18 protein-coding genes and 1 tRNA gene are annotated in these 17318 nt (G+C 38.1%); 4 read left to right on the forward strand and 15 right to left on the reverse strand.

The genetic code is table 11. The annotated features are described in order from the left end of the window. Positions 1–99: 99 nt before the first annotated feature. The 4 genes from R2Q78_RS06150 to R2Q78_RS06165 all read right to left on the reverse strand — a co-directional run bounded on the left by R2Q78_RS06150 (position 100) and on the right by R2Q78_RS06165 (position 5174). Positions 100–591 carry a regulatory protein RecX gene (locus tag R2Q78_RS06150; RefSeq protein WP_316789901.1) on the reverse strand — a complete coding sequence of 164 codons (492 nt, stop codon included), beginning with the start codon at positions 589–591 and terminating at the stop codon, positions 100–102. A gap of 65 nt (positions 592–656) precedes the next feature. Further along, positions 657–3101, reverse strand: coding sequence for a glutaminase family protein (locus tag R2Q78_RS06155; RefSeq protein ID WP_316789902.1), 2445 nt, complete (start codon positions 3099–3101; stop codon positions 657–659). Positions 3102–3205: 104 nt separating this feature from the next. Then, complete coding sequence (locus R2Q78_RS06160) at positions 3206–3766, reverse strand: pyridoxamine 5'-phosphate oxidase family protein (protein ID WP_316789903.1); 561 nt, start codon at positions 3764–3766, stop codon at positions 3206–3208. A gap of 73 nt (positions 3767–3839) precedes the next feature. Continuing rightward, complete coding sequence (locus R2Q78_RS06165) at positions 3840–5174, reverse strand: sigma-54 dependent transcriptional regulator (RefSeq protein ID WP_316789905.1); 1335 nt, start codon at positions 5172–5174, stop codon at positions 3840–3842. A 155-nt stretch (positions 5175–5329) separates the two neighbouring features. On the opposite strand from R2Q78_RS06165, the gene R2Q78_RS06170 reads away from it, so the two are divergent. Continuing rightward, positions 5330–5403: transfer RNA gene (locus tag R2Q78_RS06170), tRNA-Cys, on the forward strand. A 218-nt stretch (positions 5404–5621) separates the two neighbouring features. Here R2Q78_RS06170 and R2Q78_RS06175 read toward each other — a convergent pair. From R2Q78_RS06175 to R2Q78_RS06185, 3 genes are read right to left on the reverse strand one after another with little or no spacing between them, the layout of a single operon-like run. Next, positions 5622–6005 (reverse strand): VOC family protein, encoded by a 384-nt coding sequence (locus R2Q78_RS06175; protein ID WP_316789907.1) that lies wholly within the window; start codon positions 6003–6005, stop codon positions 5622–5624. After that, positions 5995–7023 (reverse strand): WD40/YVTN/BNR-like repeat-containing protein, encoded by a 1029-nt coding sequence (locus tag R2Q78_RS06180; protein ID WP_316789910.1) that lies wholly within the window; start codon positions 7021–7023, stop codon positions 5995–5997. Before R2Q78_RS06180 ends, R2Q78_RS06175 begins: the two co-directional genes overlap by 11 nt. Then, complete coding sequence (locus R2Q78_RS06185) at positions 7023–7454, reverse strand: DUF2147 domain-containing protein (protein ID WP_316789911.1); 432 nt, start codon at positions 7452–7454, stop codon at positions 7023–7025. The genes R2Q78_RS06180 and R2Q78_RS06185 overlap by 1 nt, the downstream gene beginning before the upstream one ends. A gap of 143 nt (positions 7455–7597) precedes the next feature. On the opposite strand from R2Q78_RS06185, the gene R2Q78_RS06190 reads away from it, so the two are divergent. Beyond that, on the forward strand, positions 7598–8905 hold the full coding sequence (locus R2Q78_RS06190) for a Gfo/Idh/MocA family oxidoreductase (protein WP_316789913.1): 1308 nt from the start codon (positions 7598–7600) through the stop codon (positions 8903–8905). Between the two features lie 203 nt (positions 8906–9108). Here R2Q78_RS06190 and R2Q78_RS06195 read toward each other — a convergent pair whose 3' ends face one another. Then, positions 9109–10440, reverse strand: a complete 1332-nt coding sequence (locus R2Q78_RS06195) for a S8 family peptidase (protein WP_316789915.1) — start codon at positions 10438–10440, stop codon at positions 9109–9111. Between the two features lie 367 nt (positions 10441–10807). Between R2Q78_RS06195 and abc-f the strand changes: the two genes are divergently transcribed. Further along, positions 10808–12406 (forward strand): ribosomal protection-like ABC-F family protein, encoded by a 1599-nt coding sequence (abc-f, locus tag R2Q78_RS06200; RefSeq protein WP_316789917.1) that lies wholly within the window; start codon positions 10808–10810, stop codon positions 12404–12406. On the opposite strand, the gene R2Q78_RS06205 is transcribed toward abc-f, so the two are convergent. From R2Q78_RS06205 to R2Q78_RS06235, 7 genes are all read right to left on the reverse strand, one after another. Next, positions 12403–13092, reverse strand: coding sequence for a diphthine--ammonia ligase (locus R2Q78_RS06205; protein ID WP_316789918.1), 690 nt, complete (start codon positions 13090–13092; stop codon positions 12403–12405). The two genes, abc-f and R2Q78_RS06205, sit on opposite strands and share 4 nt — an antisense overlap. 30 nt (positions 13093–13122) lie before the next feature. After that, a complete protein-coding gene (locus R2Q78_RS06210) occupies positions 13123–13485 on the reverse strand; it encodes a response regulator transcription factor (RefSeq protein ID WP_316789919.1) in 363 nt (120 codons plus the stop codon). Positions 13486–13591: 106 nt separating this feature from the next. Then, positions 13592–13756, reverse strand: coding sequence for a hypothetical protein (locus R2Q78_RS06215; RefSeq protein ID WP_316789920.1), 165 nt, complete (start codon positions 13754–13756; stop codon positions 13592–13594). A 180-nt stretch (positions 13757–13936) separates the two neighbouring features. Further along, the gene (locus R2Q78_RS06220) at positions 13937–14665 is read right to left on the reverse strand and encodes a DUF92 domain-containing protein (RefSeq protein WP_316789922.1); all 729 of its coding nucleotides are present in this window, start codon (positions 14663–14665) and stop codon (positions 13937–13939) included. Positions 14666–14670: 5 nt separating this feature from the next. Next, a complete protein-coding gene (locus tag R2Q78_RS06225; protein WP_316789924.1) occupies positions 14671–15705 on the reverse strand; it encodes an LLM class flavin-dependent oxidoreductase in 1035 nt (344 codons plus the stop codon). Between the two features lie 355 nt (positions 15706–16060). Then, on the reverse strand, positions 16061–16336 hold the full coding sequence (locus R2Q78_RS06230; protein WP_316789926.1) for a hypothetical protein: 276 nt from the start codon (positions 16334–16336) through the stop codon (positions 16061–16063). A gap of 156 nt (positions 16337–16492) precedes the next feature. Next, on the reverse strand, positions 16493–16876 hold the full coding sequence (locus R2Q78_RS06235; RefSeq protein WP_316789927.1) for a hypothetical protein: 384 nt from the start codon (positions 16874–16876) through the stop codon (positions 16493–16495). Between the two features lie 144 nt (positions 16877–17020). Here R2Q78_RS06235 and R2Q78_RS06240 point away from each other — a divergent pair, with 144 nt between their 5' ends. Then, on the forward strand, positions 17021–17218 hold the full coding sequence (locus R2Q78_RS06240) for a hypothetical protein (protein ID WP_316789928.1): 198 nt from the start codon (positions 17021–17023) through the stop codon (positions 17216–17218). The last annotated feature ends 100 nt before the right edge of the window (positions 17219–17318 follow it).

The following is a 17318-nucleotide window of genomic DNA, read 5'->3' on the forward strand; positions in this document are numbered from 1 at the left end:
AAAAGGTCTTTTTAATTACACCCGTTGTTTCCGTTTGGGAATGCAAATATAAGCAGATTTATATTTCCGTCAAGTTATTTTTCATAAAAAATACTGCAATCAGGTTAAGTTATTGTTTTTCAGCACCTCTAAAATTAAATCATTTTCAAAACCTTTCGTCAAAAGGTAATTCACAAGCTTATATTTTCTTTTATAGCTGTCTTTTTCAGCAATGGTTTTAAGTTTTTTCTCCGCAGATGCTAATATAGTCTTAAGATAATCATCATAATTTATAGCCTTTAATGCATTTGCAATCATCTTATCAGGAACTTTTTTAAGTTTTAGTCCCTGTTTAATTTTAATTTTCCCCCAGCCTTTGATATTAAACTTACCTGAAACATAAGCCGCAGCAAAGCGTTCTTCATTTAAAAAGTTAGTCTGTATGAGTTCAGAAATTGTTTCTTCAACATCGTTACTCCACAAACCCCATTCATAGAGCTTATCTCTTACCTCCTGCTGTGAACGCTCCTGATAAGCACAATAATGTTCTGCTTTTGCAAGTGCAGCTTTTTTATCGAGTTTGACAACCGCTTTTTTTGAAGATTCGAACATATGCAATATTACTAAATACAGCAATAACTCAATCAATACTGTTGTAATAAATGCAAATTACTTTTTCAATTATCTTCAAGCATCTTGATGTAAAATCCACCCACCACGCTTCGTGCAGTAAAATTCTGACGCCTTGCATCAAGTGTCTCATACCAGTCGCTCATAGGGACTCTATCAGGTGTCTCAATCGCATATTTATAGACAGGTGCAACCAGCGCTTCAAAATCTTTACGATTGCTTGCTAATGTAGCCGTCCACATGATCCAGTCAGACTTAGTATAGGTCTTACGGCTATCCAATGGCAAGCCATATTTCTGCTGCTTAGTGAGGTAGTACTTCACTTCCTTTTCATAAACTTCCTCAGGAAAAAGGTTCAAACTTAATACTTTGTCCCATACCAGGTTATACTTCTGACTCCAGGTATTTTTATCGTTAAAAGTTAATACATAATGGTCTCCCGCATCTGCCAGCTCCATCCATTTTCTGGCCATATTCCTGGCCATTGCAGTATATTTTTCTCCGGTCGCTTTCTCTCCAAGCATATCTGCCATCATTCCATATCCTCCGAGCGCAACAATTGCTTTTATTGATAAATTGGCATTTCTGGCGAGATGGCCGGCAAAATCATCAGTCGATAGTTGGTTTTCCGGATCCAATCCCTTTTCACTCAGGTACTCTGCCCAAATGCTCAAAGTTTTCCAATGCTTTTTAGCGTAGGCAGCATTCCCTTCTGTTTTAGCTATTGCTGCAGCAAGAATCAGCATATTTCCGGATTCCTCCACAGGCATATCCTCACCATAAGTTTGCCCATTTGCCAGTGGATAAGTACCAAGATCATGAGCTGAATAAGGCTTCTTCCATCTACCGCTTTCACTGAAATAAAAAATGCCATTTAACATTCCCTTCAACAACTCGGGATTGTAAACTAAAAACAATGGAGCAGATGGATAGGTGATATCTACTGTCCCTATGGAGCCATTACTATAGTTTTCCTTCGATAAAAACAAGATTTCACCATCCGGACTTTTCACGAGTTTGTGAGCTGTAATCGCCTGCCTGTACCCAAGTATACACAATTGGGCATAAGCTTCACCCCCGCTTTTAACTGCATCATTATATAACTTTTTATCAAAAGCAGCGGACTTTTGCAGTATGGTTTTTGAATCCTTAAATGCCAGGGCCAATTGTCCTTCAATTGTTTGCTGTCCATTAATGTTCCACCATGGCCTTAGGTTGGTTTTAAAGTACTGAACTGAATACACATCGTCATAGCCGAGCATTATAGTGCTTTCCTTGACTATAGTTCCTACTTTACCTACCGGAACCACTGTGTTCAAAACCAATTTTTCTCCGGTCAGTTCTTTTACATCTTTGCTGCTTTTGGCCAATAAAGATTTAGGTGCATCAGCTGTTGTAGAAATACTTTGTATGCTTTTATAATCAGAAGGGACAGCTACGTACATATATCCCCAATCAATTCTCACATCATCTCCAGCCCTTTTCAGCATAGGCTGTTCAACTGTCCCTGCTTTTAGTATAGACAAGCTATTTGAATTATACTGCTTAGCAACCACAGGCTGAAATGCCGTATGCGTAGCGATCGTAGTAGAAGCGCCAAAATAGAGTTTTACATCATGCTGCAATTTGTCGTTTGATTTCATTCGTGCCGAGATGTAGGTCACAGGTCTCGAAAGTAAATTGAGATCGTCCATTAACTGGGGAGAAGTAAAAGTAAGCGTCAAATCTACTTTCCCTGCAGTAAATTGATATATGGTCTGCGTAGCATTAAATTCCATGCTTTTTTGTTGGGCATCAATAATCTGCACCGCGTCTTTACCGGAAGGTTCCTCTACCAAACCAGCATCTAAAAATGATGGCCCTCCGGTATTCACCGCATAGATAGCTAAGACATTTTTTCCTTTTTTGAGTATGTTTTTTACTTCGTCATCCAACGGAATATAAATAAACTTACCTTCTAGCTTTGGTCTGCTGTATATTTCCTTTCCATTTAAAAAAACAGTGGCCTTATCGTCATGTCTGATCTGAAGAAAAAGTTTATTGTTACTGATCTGATCGAGATTAAAAACTCTTCGTACCCAAATCTCATCTTTTTTCCATGGAGTCTTAGCCTGAGAAGGTTCACTCCCAGCTGGACCTAAAGCTGTTTTCCAATTTCCATCATCAAAATTAATATTTGTCCATTCAGATGAAGGTCTGGAGTCAGTATAACTCATAGGTTCCGGCTTTTCATCTGCCGATGGCAAAATTGATTGATATACCTTTTCAAATTTCCCAAGGAAACTATACACCTGGCCATCAACACTGATCATGCCTGTTAGAGACTGGTTAGTGCCTGTCCAGTGTTTAGTAGTTCCCGCGTTTAGCGTATCTGAAGAAGACCAAATACTAAAATAGGGATCATGAGCTACCAATGGATATGCCGGAGCCTTCCGTTGCTGAGCATAAACTGCAGAACAACTCAATAAAATAGATAATAAAATTCTTTTCATATTGCGTGCTAAAACGATAAAGTAATAGCCAAAATAAGAAACTTTATTTTATTATCTATAATATTCAGACCTATTTATTAGCGCATTTAGGAATTCCTATTTATCTAGATCTCTAATTTTCCCTCCACGGAATCGTCCATAGTCTTCCCTGTTATAATAGAAGCAGCCATTTTAACGAATGCGATCATCTCTCCGTGTTTGGTATCCCAGTAATAAACACTTGTTGGGATTACTTTTAAAAGACTAATATGTTCGTCTTCTTTCCCATCCTGAAACCACACTTTTAGTAAAGGATTCCACAGCTCATCAATTTTTTGCTGATCGGTACTTACCTCAGTAATTCCATATATGTTCAGAAATCCCGAATTTTTATTTTCCTGGAAAAACAAATGTGTAAAGGGGTCTGATTCAAGTTCTTTATTTTTTGTACTGTCGTTCATACTCATGAACCATAGATTTCCTTCATCATCGACCTGAAGTACAGACATTGGTCTCACAGACAAGGGTAGTCCTGTCTTAATGTTGGTGCAGAAAAAGCAGTTTTCAGCACTTGTGGCTATATGCTTTAGTTTTTTTAATGCCTCTTCTCCCTCAAGTGTGAGAAGATGTTCATCGGTTGCTTGTGTGTTATTGGAGCTGTCGCGCGATTTTTCTTTACTTTCCATATTTTAATTGTTAGGTGATGTAGCTATAGAACACATCCTGACAATTAATTGTTTTCTGCAACTGATTGCAGAATCAGACTATTTTAAAATCTTCCATCTTCCTATACAGCGTAGTAAGCCCTATACCAAGCAATCTGGCCGTTTCTGTTTTATTCCCATTGGTATATTTGAGCACTTTAATGATATGCAGTTTTTCTATGACTTCCATTTTCATGGAATCACCATTTCCAATTTCAGGATAATGAAACTCATAAGGGAGTAAATTCGCAGAGAGCAGATTTTCATCTGCAAGAATTACTACTCTTTCCATAACATTCTTCAATTCTCTGATATTACCCTTCCAGGAATGTTTCAACAGCAATTCCTCAAAAGTTTCATCCATTGTTAAGCCCGACCGGTTTACTTTACCTGCAAATTCTTTCAAATAATGCTTTGCTATGAGTAAGATATCTGATTTACGCTGAGAAAGCGGCGGCAATTCTATAGAAAATACTGAGAGTCTATAATAAAGATCCAGTCTGAATTTTCCTGTTTCAGACTCGTTCTTTAGATCGCGGTTGGTAGCCGCTATGATCCTTACATTCACTTTACTGGTCAAAGTGTCTCCTACTTTAATAAAGGTTTGGTTCTCCAGCACACGAAGTAATTTGGCTTGTAGATCCAGACTCATTTCTCCAATTTCATCAAGAAACAAAGTACCTTCATTAGCTTCCTCTAATAGCCCTTTTTTATCCTTCGTCGCACCTGTAAATGCTCCTGCCTTATGACCAAACAATTCACTTTCCAGTAACTCATGATTAAACCCGCTACAGTTTATCGCTACAAATGGCTTAATTTTTCGCTTGCTCTCGTAATGTATAGCCTGAGCAAAAACTTCTTTTCCTGTACCTGTCTCTCCCAACAAAAGAACGGTCGTATCTGTACCTGCAACTCTTCTTGCCAAATCCACAGCTATATGAATTGCCTTGGATTGCCCTAAAATTGAGCCGAAGTCATGTTTCTTATTTACTTTACTTTCAAGTTCACCTACCCTGTATTGCAGCTTAGCCTTATCCAGAGCCTTATAGACCAAAGGAATAATTTTATCATTATCATCTCCTTTGGTAATGTAATCGAAAGCACCATTCCTCATCGCCATTACTCCATCTTGTATGGTGCCATGAGCCGTGAGATTAATAACCTCTGTGTAAGGTCTTATCTGTTTTATTTCTTTAACCAGGTCTACACCATTGATATCCGGCAGCCTGACATCACTTAAGACCACATAGATTTCCTGTGATGCCAGAATTTTCAACCCCTCTTTACCAGTATTTGCCTGAAAAACTGTAAATCCTTCAAGCTCAATAATCCGGGCCAGAAGGCTACATAATTTTTTCTCATCATCTATAATTAAAATGGGATACTGCATAGCTGTAAATTTTCAACAATATTAGTGATTATCAGACATAACTTATCCCAGTCTGTAAGGTCAAAAAAAAATATTTTAAAAAAGTCTAGTAATTTAATAGACTTTATATATATTTGTATCATCAAACGCAGGGAGCTGCTTTTGAATAAAAACATAGTCATGTGGCCGAGTGGTTAGGTGAGGGTCTGCAAAACCTTTGACGGCGGTTCGAATCCGCCCTTGACGTCCAGTACAGTTCTCATAATTGTCTGAATTTTTAGATGTTTGGTTAGATCTAAGTTTTGTTTAAAAAGAAAGCCAGGTTGGATGACCTGGCTTTTCTTATTTAAAATCTTTGCAAAAAGAAACGGGGATACAGCAATCCACCGTATCCCCGCTATCTAAATTAACGCTCTCATATATATAGACGATCAAACATTGCATTTATTGTATCGCACTATAAAAAAATTATTTTTCATAAAATTCTATGGGTAACAGGTCGGGATCGGTGATAAAAGTAAAGCGTTTACCAGTAAATTCATCTATTCGGATTGGCTCCGAAATCACCCCCATGTTATTCAATCTATTTACAACGGCATCAATGTCATCCACTTCAAACGCTAGGTGCCTCAATCCTACCGCCTCCGGTCTGGACGGTCTTACAACGGGATCAGGGAAAGAAAACAATTCAATGATGTACTCACCATTGAGCGCCAGGTCCAGTTTATAGGATTTTCGTTCTTCCCTATAGACTTCCCTGATTATTTTCAGTCCCAGCACATCTATATAAAATCTTTTAGACACCTCATATTCGCTGCAAATAATGGCAATATGATGAACTTTATTTATCATCACTGATCTTCAATTGATAGATTTGCCCCTTGTTACCTGCTATTAGTATCAAACTTCCTTTCCTGGCCTTCTGAACAACATTGAAACTAAGATCCGAAATCTTGTGCCAGTTCTTTCCTCCATCATTAGATACATCTGTTCCTGAAGTTCCCGTAGCTAGCAATGTTTTTTTATTCACATAAAGAACGCCAGACCGAAAACCTTCCACAGGTTTTTGAGGTTTCTCCCAGGTCTTACCTCCGTCCGCTGTAAGCAATATGTTGTTCGGATTTTCCTTGTCCTTCAAATAGTTCCCCCCTACTGCTACACCTGTTTTTTGATCATAAAAATCGATAGAAAACGGTCCTGTACTATTTTCACCTTGCCAAATCGGGCATTTAAATACACTCCAGCTATACCCATAGTTATCAGAAAAATAGATATTTGACACACTGCCTCCCGTTGCGATCCAGACTTTGCCTTTACCTGCGGTCCTAATGGTGGTACCGCTAGCTGCAAAACCTGCCTCTCCGGGACTTAGCTCGGATTTCAAATTTCCTGAAACATCTTGCCAGTTTAATCCGCCATCCCTGGTTTTTAACAATTGCATTTTATTGTTGATGGGATCACCAAAAATAATTCCGTTTTTATTGTCCCAAAAACCCATACCATCTAAAAATATTGCTGAATCCACATTTTTATAGACTTCTTTCCAGCTTGCTCCACCATCCGAAGTCACCAGTACATACGCAGGGGAACCGGCATTGACAGTAACTGCTCTGTCTTTGTCAAAAGCCTCAATATCCCTGAAATCTAATTTCTCATAGCCCTTTGGCTGTATCTGTTGCCAGGTTTTGCCTCCATCAACTGTACGGCCTATTGTGCCATTACTTCCACTTACCCAGGCAACCTGATCAGAAACGATAGACATTCCTCTGAAACTCGCATTACCCATTTGGTTCACTGGCACCAGATTATAAACCTGACCATTTCCAAAAAAGGGAAGCATCACAAATAAACTTATAAGATATCTGATCATTATTTTACTCTTTTCCAGGTTTCTGATCTTCCAATTAATGAAATGCCGACATATCCTCTCATGTTAAGGTCACCGTTACTTTTCAGGCTCATATTACAACTATACGTTTTCCCTGATTTAGGATCATAGATTTTTCCATCGGTCCATTTATCGCCAGAAAATTCAAAATCCTTTAGTATCTCCAATCCCAAAATTTGTTTTGAACGAAGCGCTGCATTTGGATTGTTCACATCAGTCTTCACTACTCCCTTTGCATCTTTTGGCTCTTTGAGCCAAACAATTTTTCCAAAGTATTTGTCACTTCGTTTGGTGATCTCGATATGTGCTTCGCCGGATGAATTGATCCATTTACCGAGAATAGCATCTTTGTTTTGACTAAATACGGACAAGGAAATCGTGGTAAGCAGAATTAAAAAAGACAGGTACTTCATAAGTATAAATTTTAATGGTCTGATGTTACAAAATGCGCATTATTAATAAAAAAAGCAATTTATTTAACAATATTAACAACGCTTAAATAACAAAATCATTACGGTTTTTCTTTTATCACTAAATAAATCTACTTTCATAGATTATGAGCAGAAAATCAAACTTAAATTCAACAGACCGAAGGTCGTTTCTAAAAAAAACAGGATTGATTGCCATGGGAAGTACCTTGGCTTATCATACGGGATATGCCTCCCCTTTATTTCCATCAGCTAAACCCAAGCTTAAAGTAGGGTTGGTTGGATGCGGCGGACGAGGCACAGGTGCTGCTTCACAAGCCCTCAAAGCAGATCCAGATGTAGTAATTACAGCTTTAGCAGATATATTCGAAGACAGACTCGAGTCTGCCTATACCTCACTCAAAGAAATAGGAGCCAAGCAGGTAAAAGTAGATCAAAAGAATAAATTTATAGGATTTGATGCCTTCCAGAGGCTTATAGACTCGGGAGTTGACGTAGTATTGCTCACTACCCCTCCTTCTTTCAGACCAGACCACCTCACTGCTGCTATACAGGCAGGAAAGCATGTTTTTTGTGAAAAACCGGTAGCTGTAGATGCCCCGGGAATAAGGAAGGTACTTGAAGCCGCAAAACTGGCAAAAGAGAAAAATCTCTCATTGGTCTCTGGCTTCTGCTTCCGTTACGATCTGCCAAGCAGAGCAACAATAGCAAAAGTGCTCAATGGAGATATAGGAGAAATCAGAAGCATTTCTACGTTTAGAAATGGTGCAGGCAACTGGTCAAATCCACGCCAGCCCGGCTGGACAGACCTTACCTACAAATTACGAAACTGGCATTATCACAATTGGCTTTCAGGCGATTTCATTGTAGAACAAGCTGTGCATAGCCTCGACCTGATGTCATGGGCCATGGGCGATCAGTTACCAGTCCGCGCAACAGGAACCGGTGGAAGACAGGTAAGAACAGATGAAATATTTGGCAACATTTATGATCATTTTGCCATTGAATTTGAATATGCAAATGGTGCTAAAGGATATCATTTCTGCAGGCAACAGGAAGGCACTTCGCACCGCAACACCATGGATGTATTGGGTACTGATGGCAGTGCAATGATCAATGTAATGACAAAACAGGAGATCACCGGCAAAAATAAATGGGTTTATAGCGGCGAAAAAAACAACATGTACCAAACCCAGCATAACGAATTATTTGAAGGAATCAGAAATGGCAAACCAATAAATCAGGGAATTGAAATGGCAAATAGCACCATGCTGGCGATATGGGGCAGAATGGTCGCTTATAGCGGACAGACCCTTACCTGGGATCAGGCACTCAATTCCAATCAGACTCTTGGACCTGCGATGGATAAATATAACTGGGATCTTAAATGGGAAAACCAACCGGTCGCATTGCCTGGTATTACTAAAGTAATTTGATTGGCTTCAGATAGGACATAAGACATACCTGATTCGTCATGAGTCCATCATGAGTCCATCATGACTGCACCATGAGTCCACGGTGAGTCCACCTTTTTCCAGAAAAAACGTGGACTCACCGTGGATTGATGATACTGCCAGCATGCTCTCAGTATATACCAGACTAAAGCCAGCTCAAACCCGGTATACGAGAGAATTTATAATTATTTCATATTTTCAGCCAGTTTTAATGCTTCATAAGCATTAACAACTCCACCAGTTCTGCAAAGGTCGGTCATTTTAACTTTTTTACCTCCTGATTTTGGCTTAGTAACAGGGAAATCAATTTTGGTAACACTCTGCTCAATGATCTGCTTGATCTGCTTTGCCGTTAATTGAGGGTAATAGCTTTTTATTAAAGCCGCCACTCCTGCAACAACCGGAGTAGCCATACTGGTACCTGACAAGGGACTGTATTTATTATCCGGTAAAGTTGAATAAATGCCAACACCCGGCGCAAATACATCAACTGTCTGATCTCCATAATTGCTGAAAGCAGCAACCAAACCTGCTTCTGTAGAACCACTCGCACCAACTGTGATCATATTTGATGCACGCATATTTCCTTTCATATGAAAAGGTGATGGATAATGAGGGATACTGTCAATGTCTGTGCCTTCATTTCCAGCAGCATTAACAATTAAGACTCCCTTTTTTTCCGCATATCGAATGGCATCTTCAACCATTTTACGCTCTGGAGAAACTCTTTTACCAAAACTCATATTGATAATCTGAGCACCATTATCTACGGCATAACGTATTCCAAGTGCCACGTCTTTATCGTACTCATCCCCATTTGGAACTACCCTTACTCCCATTAATTTTACTGCTCCGGCAATGCCATCCATACCGGCTCCATTGCCACGTTCAGCACCTATAATTCCAGCTACGTGTGTTCCATGAAAATATGGATCACCCATTAAATTTGCATTTCCATAGAAACGATCCTTAATATTGAAATAATCGTCTTTTACTTCTTTAGCCCTAAAATCTACCGGAGCTACAGTATCCGCTTTTTTCAATAAGCTTTTACTCAGTACCCATGAATAATAATGCTGTTTATCCTTCTTTTTAACGTCCTTTTCATTCTGAACATTTTCAAACAAAGACTTGTACTTAAAATAAACGCGTTGATATTCTGAGGCTTCATCAGTTACCTGGCCATTTCCTCCTAAGAAATTCCAACCCAATACATCACCTTTATATCCATTTCCGTCGATATCCTGATTTCCTGCCTTCTCTTTTGCATTCCTCCACAAGTTCGCTCTCAAATCTTCATGTAATGTATCTATACCGCCATCCAGCACTGCTACAACCACAGTTTTAGGTGTCTTACCTTTCAGAAGTTCGTTATAAGCCCGGGTAACTCCGGTTCCATAAACCTTTTCTATATCTTTAGATTGTAAATGCCAATCCTGCTTTTGTGCATACATTGCCATTGGCAAACATAGCATACCGAAAATCAATGCTGCTTTCGATCCAATTTGTTTTTTCATTCCTAATAAGTTGTTTTTATTTTGGACGCATTATACCTAATTTATACTAAAAATTAGCGCTGAATAATAAAATAGTTACCAAACAATAAAAATTTTATTATATTTGCTTCCGAGAGCGTTAATTTAAAACGGGGATAGGTCTTAGGATTTATTCCCGTTTTTCCTTTTCAGGGACTTTTCTAATGCTGCTGGCATTGTTAGACGCTTATTACCAAAGCTTTATCATTATTGATTTATAAATGAGGCTTAAGTGAATTTGATTCTATTTTAGAATTTAGTATTTTTGCCTGAACAAACAAAACAAAAAATCAATGTAGGATATAATTTCTTTTCTCTTTTAATTATTCACTTTTTAAAGAAAGAAATTATGCTTATTCTTCAAAACATCACTCATATACATTCTGATGGAGGCATATTATTTAATGATATAAACCTCAGCATCAATAAAAAAGATAAAATTGCCTTAATTGGCAATAATGGTTCGGGCAAGTCTACGCTTTTAAAAATTCTAGCCGGATACCTGAATCCTGCAAAAGGCCATACATCTGTTAGCTCTAAACCCTATTATGTACCGCAGCTTTTTGGGCAGTTTAATGATTATAGTATTGCCCAGGCGCTTCGTATTGAAGATAAACTCCAGGCTTTAAAAGAAATCCTTAACGGAAATATAACTGATGCAAATCTGGACCTACTCAATGACGACTGGACAATAGAAGAACGTTGTGATCAAGCGCTTGCTCACTGGAAACTAGGTAATCTGGATTTATCGCAAAAAATGGGAACACTCAGTGGTGGTCAAAAAACCAAAGTATTCCTCGCCGGAATTGGGATTCATAAACCTGAAATCGTATTGCTGGACGAACCAAGCAATCATTTAGATCTGTATAGCAGAAATATTCTTTATGACTACATCAACCATACAACAAATACATTAGTCGTTGTAAGTCATGACAGGACCTTATTGAATTCCATAGATAAGATATACGAACTCAATAAGCATGGCATTACCATTTATGGCGGCAATTATGATTTTTACACACACCAAAAAAGTATCGAAAACAAGGTCTTGAATCAAGATCTGAAAAATAAAGAGAAAGCGCTTCGTAAAGTGAAAGAAACAGAACGGATATCTGTGGAACGCCAGCAAAAGCTTGATGCCAAAGGGAAGAAAAAGCAGGAAAAAGCCGGGCTTCCTACAATTTCAATGAATACCCTTAAAAACAATGCAGAAAAAAGCACTTCGCGGATAAAAGGCATTCATGCAGAAAAGGTAGACACTATTTCGCAAGAATTACATCAGTTGCGTTCTTCCATACCAGATATCGACAAAATGAGGATGAATTTTAACAACTCCGAACTTCATAATGGTAAAACGCTGATCAATGCAATCCATATTAATTTTGGATACGACGGGCAGTTGCTTTGGAAAGAACCCCTGAACTTTCAAGTCAGAAGCGGAGAGCGCATTGTGATAAAAGGGGCAAATGGTTCGGGAAAAACAACTTTAATAAAGATGATCCTGACTGAGCTTCAACCCAAAACAGGATCTCTCGATGTATTTAATAACAAAACAATGTATGTCGACCAGGACTATTCATTAATAGATGATCATTTAAGTATTTATGAACAGGCACAACAATTTAATACCGGTACATTACTCGAACACGAGATTAAAATTCGATTAAACAGGTTTCTTTTTACCAAAGAGGATTGGGACAAACCTTGTAAAAGTCTTAGTGGCGGTGAGAAAATGAGATTGATGTTATGTTCCCTTACAATCAATAGCGCCCAACCCGACGTGATGATCATGGATGAGCCTACAAACAACCTCGATATTCAGAATATTGAAATCCTTACAAATGCAATTAACGATTATAAAGGAACACTACTGGTTATATCTCACGATGAATATTTTTTGAAACAGATCGGTACAGAACAAAGTATTTACCTGGTGCGAAATAGTTAAATCAAGTCTATATACCAGTATCCAGTGCTTTCATCTATCTGCCCATTGGGAGAGGGATATGTTTTAAATACCTTCTCCCCCAGGGTAAAATTTATTGGTTTTGTGAAGATTGGACCGTCAAAAACAAAGGTATGGAATTCACCATTTTCACCACATGGATCAACATCAGAAGGCAAATCCTTAATAAAACTTTCATCAATTATTCTACCAACAAATTCTTCGAGACCTGCTTTGGCACATACAACGATCGTCTTATATCCAAGAGAGATAAAGGTTTTTAAAACTTCCGTAGTATCTCTCTTCCATATTGGAAAAACGGCTTCAATGCCTATTTCCTTCAACTTCTTCTCTCTATAGATTTTCAAATCTTCTAAAAACAGATCACCAAATATGGAGTGTGTGATGCCCATAGCCTTTAGTTCTGATAAATGTTTGTGCATATGCGCTTCGTACGCTGGCATATCAGGCGATTCTGGTAATCTTACTTGATAAAGTGGGATATCCAGGCTTCTAGCCTGTTCAATTAAAAGACTTTCCCTCACGCCATGCATGCTAACACGATTGTACACCTCATTAACGGTGGTCAACAAATACTGAATATCAAAGCTTTCATCCTGCAGGACATAATGGAGTGCCAATGTACTATCTTTCCCTCCACTCCAATTGAACAGGCTGTTTTTTTTCATCCGATGAAGATAAAGATTTCTCTTAAATCATCAGTTTGGAATATAATATTCTATCCGGGTTGCAAAATCATCCAAATCAAATGGTTTATTGATAAAATCATCTGCCGTACATTTTGACTTGACCTTGTTGATATTATTATTGGCCGACATAACCATCACAGGAATGTTATGCGTTTTAATATTACATTTCAATTGGTTGCAGATGTCCATACCATTTCCGTCAGGGAGCATCACATCAAGCACAATCATGTCAGGAATATGTTTTTGCATTTGCTCCCAGAATTCAGTTGCGTTAGGTGACACAACTACATCATAAAGCTCCTCAGTAAGCATAAATTCAATGACATCTCTTATTGCGGCATTGTCTTCTACGACATAAATACATTTTTTCATAACTCATGATCTTAATGTATCTAAATAACATTGCTGATTTTTAGAAGTTTAGCTTATTTATCCACTTTATGATAGTTATCCACCGAACTGATCATCGCATGTAATACTACTGCTCCTTATCAACCTTTATATTATTGTCTGTTAATGCCTTGTTGTAACCCAACGAATAATTAATCGCGCCCCAGGCAGTCAGCATAGTGATCAGGTCCTCGTCTTTCAATGGCCCATTGATTTGTTCTTTGCAAAATTGCAAATATTCCGTTTCAGTCATAACACTTCATTTAAACAGAGGTGAAGATAAAAAAAAAGCCCTGACATCCATCATGGCTTCTTTTATCAACTAAACCTAAACGTATAAATACTAACCAAATATTTATGCCGCAAAGCTAAGTCGGTGCTGTTAATTTTATATTATGACAAGATTATATCTTATGCTCCACAATCTTCCAATCTATGCAACAATATAAAAAATCATACAAACTACCGCAGCAAACAGCGTATTCAAAAAATTCACCAGATTATTTCCTATATATCCTTTCCGTTCTAAGACTGCCCCCAGTAATGAATCCATGAGATTTCCTAAAATACCGGCAATTGTGATCAATACGCAGGTTTTACTTATTCCGGCATAGATCAACCCTACAATAAATGCTCCTGTAACACCTATTAAAGTACCTTCCAGGCTTATAACCCCATCCAACCCATTCTCGTCTTTCTTAAAACCCAGGATATTATAGAACCTACTACCGTATATTGTACCCAATTCGGAAGACAAAGTATCAGAAAGCGCGGCAGCCAAACTTGCTGCCATCATCAAGAGAAAGACAGCGGAATGGCTGCTGTACAATAGCGCCATGACAGCCATTAATCCTGCCACCCCACCATTTGCCAATACCTGGCCTGCGGTTCTGCCTTCCGTCTGTATACTCTGATTATCCAATTTTACCTTAAATTCTTTTTTATATGCAGTTGCCGCTACGCCAAGCAGAAAAAAGACCATCAGCATCAAAATACCTTTCATTCCTGCAGCCAGAAACACCAACCCGCCAATAATCACAGCCACCACTGAACCCATGAGGGTGAGTTTTCTGGTCATTACGCTTAAAACCATCGCAGTAATAAGCAATAATGCTGCAATCAAAGCATAAGGACTTGAAAGTGAATCACTAAATCGAGACATGCTTTTTAACTTTTTAAAGCTTTTTTGACTATCGGTGCTACCTTAGTCCCAAAAATCTCTATGGATTTCATCATCCCGGCATGTGAAGGGTCTCCAACGTCCATATGACCTATAAAACGGGTAATACCAAATAATTCATGCATATATAAAATTTTGTCAGCCACTTCATTTGCATCACCGATAAACAAAGCTCCGTCTTTGGCCCTGCCACCATCATATTGCATTTTGGTGTAAGGCGACCAGCCTCTCGTTGCTCCAATTCTGTCCATTTGAGCAGCATAGTTATCATAATATTGGTCAGTACTTGCTTCATTGTCACTCAAAAAGGAATGCGAATGAATACCAATCTGCATTTGACTTACATCATGTCCATATTTAATGTATTCTTGTTTATAAAAATTAATCAGCGGCTGAAATTGCTTTGGCATTCCCCCAATAATCGCTACAATTAATGGCAATCCAAGCTTTGCAGCACGTAACACCGATTCAGGCGTTCCTCCCACGGCTATCCATATCGGCAGCCGGCCTCCATTAGTAGCGCGGGGCAGTACCATTTGATTCACAAGAGGCGCACGGAGTTTGCCCTTCCAGTTCACCACATCATTATTATTGATATTCAGTAACAGGTCCAACTTCTCTTCAAATAACTGATCGTAATCGCTCAGATTGTAGCCAAACAAAGGAAAAGACTCTATGAAACTACCTCTGCCAACGCCTATTTCTGCTCGGCCATTAGAAATCAAATCTATGGTAGCAAAATCCTGGTACACCTTCACAGGCTCTGCCGAGCTCAAAACGGTCACCGTGCTAGTTAATTTTATATTTTTGGTGATACTTGCAGCAGCAGCCAAAACAATCTCTGGAGATGAAACAGCATAATCCGGACGATGATGCTCACCTAAGCCGAAAACATCCAGCCCAACTTCATCAGCTAATTTGATCTGTTCCAGTATCTCCTGTAATTTAACTTTCGAGTCACGCGGTTTTCCTGTCTTCTCATCAAAAGACAAATCACCAAACATACCTATACCTAATTCCATAATAATTCTTTCTTTTTTGATATAACAAAATTACCTGTTATACCATTTGGAAACATTGATGTAAGATAAGAAAGCCTTAAACAAATTATTTTAAGTTTTCATTTAAAAAAGTCAGTGGATTAAAGAATCTAAGATTGAGTTGGGTCTTGTTCATTGTAAGCCAGCTTGCACATCCATAATCATCAAATTTTCTTCTGATTTCAAGATGCAGATGGTGACAGTCTCCTCCATACTTCTTAGATTCTTTCTTTGTAAACAGGCGGGCTAATAATTTACCTGTTGCCCATTTTTGACATAGACTTCTTTTAAATGCTTATAGGAGGTAAATATGGTAGACCCATTTGCTATTTGATCTTTAGATATTTTTAGGATTGAATGCACCGTTCTCCCTGTCGTTTTTATAATTCAATGCATCATTCTCCTGACTATCTTCATCCTTTTCTTCCCTCATTTCCTTAATACTCATATTGGCATCAATATTATGTTCACGTTTATCTTCTTTACTTTTTAATACGAGATCATCCTGATGTCCTAAAAATCCTGGGTCTACATCGGAGTTTTCAAATTTAACGTCATCATTTAGCTGTACAGCATTATTCAGTGGTTTGGTGTTTTTTTCGTTGGCTTCCATAACTCAAAGTTTAGGTAAATGTTTATGGAGAACAATTAACGGGGCTTAGGGTTTGAAAAATATTATGGAACCACCATAACGCAGAAAAGCAGCCATTATAGCTGCTTTTCAATCATCCCCCTTCAACATCCCTTATCCTTTATCCGTTTTTGCCCTCTATAGCTTCTTCCCGTCTTTTTTCCCATTTTTCATGGAATTCATTTTTTCAGTTTTCCAGTCCTGATATGACTTACGTTGGCTATCATTCAAAACAGCATTGATCTGTCCGTCTCTTTTGTCAAATTCTGCTTTCATCAATGATCTGTCAGGTTTTTGTCCTTTCACATGCTTACCTTTTTGCTCTTTTATTCCTTCCAGATTTATCGCATAAATCTTTGTTTTTTGATCTGCAGTTAACGATAATTTTTTATCTAATACATCAGTAAGACGCTGTGCCTTTTCTTCCGGAGTTTTTCTTTCTCTTTTCTGATCAGTTTGCTGTGCAAATGCCATTGTACCCATACCAATGAATAAAATAGCGCTTAAGATTAATTTTCTCATATCACTTATCTTTTGTGTTTTGTAGAATAGAGTCATGAATTGAAAAATGGTTTAAACACAGAAATGTTAAGATTTGTTAAAAGATGAATACATTCTACTGTAAGTTTTTAAACACATCAGCAACCAATACAATAAAAATCTATTATGAAACTACTTATTGGCATTCTGCTTTTATCAGCATTAGTATCTTGTAATCGCGAATCATCTCCTGAGGGAAGAAGTCAAATCAGAGATGAAAAAATTCAATTGCAATTGGATAGTATTAAATCTCAGAATAAACAGATACTGGATAGCATTGAGATGTTAAATCAAAAAATAAGAAAACTGCAAAAGAAAAATTAGTGCTAAAAGAGCAAGGATCAGTGTCAGTAAAAACAATTAATTTAATTGTATCTACTGACCATCTGACCCGGCCAATGTAAGAGAGCATTGACAAATATTT

Origin of the sequence: Pedobacter frigoris (genome assembly GCF_032678645.1) — a bacterium.
Taxonomy (GTDB): Bacteria; Bacteroidota; Bacteroidia; order Sphingobacteriales; family Sphingobacteriaceae; genus Pedobacter; species Pedobacter frigoris_A.

Excerpts from the sequence above, each read along its gene's own strand:
- R2Q78_RS06150 (WP_316789901.1), bottom strand. The coding sequence starts at position 591 with ATGTTCGAATCTTCAAAAAAAGCGGTTGTCAAACTCGATAAAAAAGCT.
- R2Q78_RS06195 (WP_316789915.1), bottom strand. The coding sequence starts at position 10,440 with ATGAAAAAACAAATTGGATCGAAAGCAGCATTGATTTTCGGTATGCTA.
- R2Q78_RS06220 (WP_316789922.1), bottom strand. The coding sequence starts at position 14,665 with ATGTCTCGATTTAGTGATTCACTTTCAAGTCCTTATGCTTTGATTGCA.
- R2Q78_RS06205 (WP_316789918.1), bottom strand. The coding sequence starts at position 13,092 with ATGAAAAAAAACAGCCTGTTCAATTGGAGTGGAGGGAAAGATAGTACA.
- R2Q78_RS06240 (WP_316789928.1), top strand. The coding sequence starts at position 17,021 with ATGAAACTACTTATTGGCATTCTGCTTTTATCAGCATTAGTATCTTGT.
- abc-f (WP_316789917.1), top strand. The coding sequence starts at position 10,808 with ATGCTTATTCTTCAAAACATCACTCATATACATTCTGATGGAGGCATA.
- R2Q78_RS06180 (WP_316789910.1), bottom strand. The coding sequence starts at position 7,023 with ATGATCAGATATCTTATAAGTTTATTTGTGATGCTTCCCTTTTTTGGA.
- R2Q78_RS06215 (WP_316789920.1), bottom strand. The coding sequence starts at position 13,756 with ATGACTGAAACGGAATATTTGCAATTTTGCAAAGAACAAATCAATGGG.
- R2Q78_RS06235 (WP_316789927.1), bottom strand. The coding sequence starts at position 16,876 with ATGAGAAAATTAATCTTAAGCGCTATTTTATTCATTGGTATGGGTACA.
- R2Q78_RS06155 (WP_316789902.1), bottom strand. The coding sequence starts at position 3,101 with ATGAAAAGAATTTTATTATCTATTTTATTGAGTTGTTCTGCAGTTTAT.
- R2Q78_RS06225 (WP_316789924.1), bottom strand. The coding sequence starts at position 15,705 with ATGGAATTAGGTATAGGTATGTTTGGTGATTTGTCTTTTGATGAGAAG.
- R2Q78_RS06230 (WP_316789926.1), bottom strand. The coding sequence starts at position 16,336 with ATGGAAGCCAACGAAAAAAACACCAAACCACTGAATAATGCTGTACAG.
- R2Q78_RS06190 (WP_316789913.1), top strand. The coding sequence starts at position 7,598 with ATGAGCAGAAAATCAAACTTAAATTCAACAGACCGAAGGTCGTTTCTA.
- R2Q78_RS06165 (WP_316789905.1), bottom strand. The coding sequence starts at position 5,174 with ATGCAGTATCCCATTTTAATTATAGATGATGAGAAAAAATTATGTAGC.
- R2Q78_RS06175 (WP_316789907.1), bottom strand. The coding sequence starts at position 6,005 with ATGATAAATAAAGTTCATCATATTGCCATTATTTGCAGCGAATATGAG.
- R2Q78_RS06185 (WP_316789911.1), bottom strand. The coding sequence starts at position 7,454 with ATGAAGTACCTGTCTTTTTTAATTCTGCTTACCACGATTTCCTTGTCC.
- R2Q78_RS06210 (WP_316789919.1), bottom strand. The coding sequence starts at position 13,485 with ATGAAAAAATGTATTTATGTCGTAGAAGACAATGCCGCAATAAGAGAT.
- R2Q78_RS06160 (WP_316789903.1), bottom strand. The coding sequence starts at position 3,766 with ATGGAAAGTAAAGAAAAATCGCGCGACAGCTCCAATAACACACAAGCA.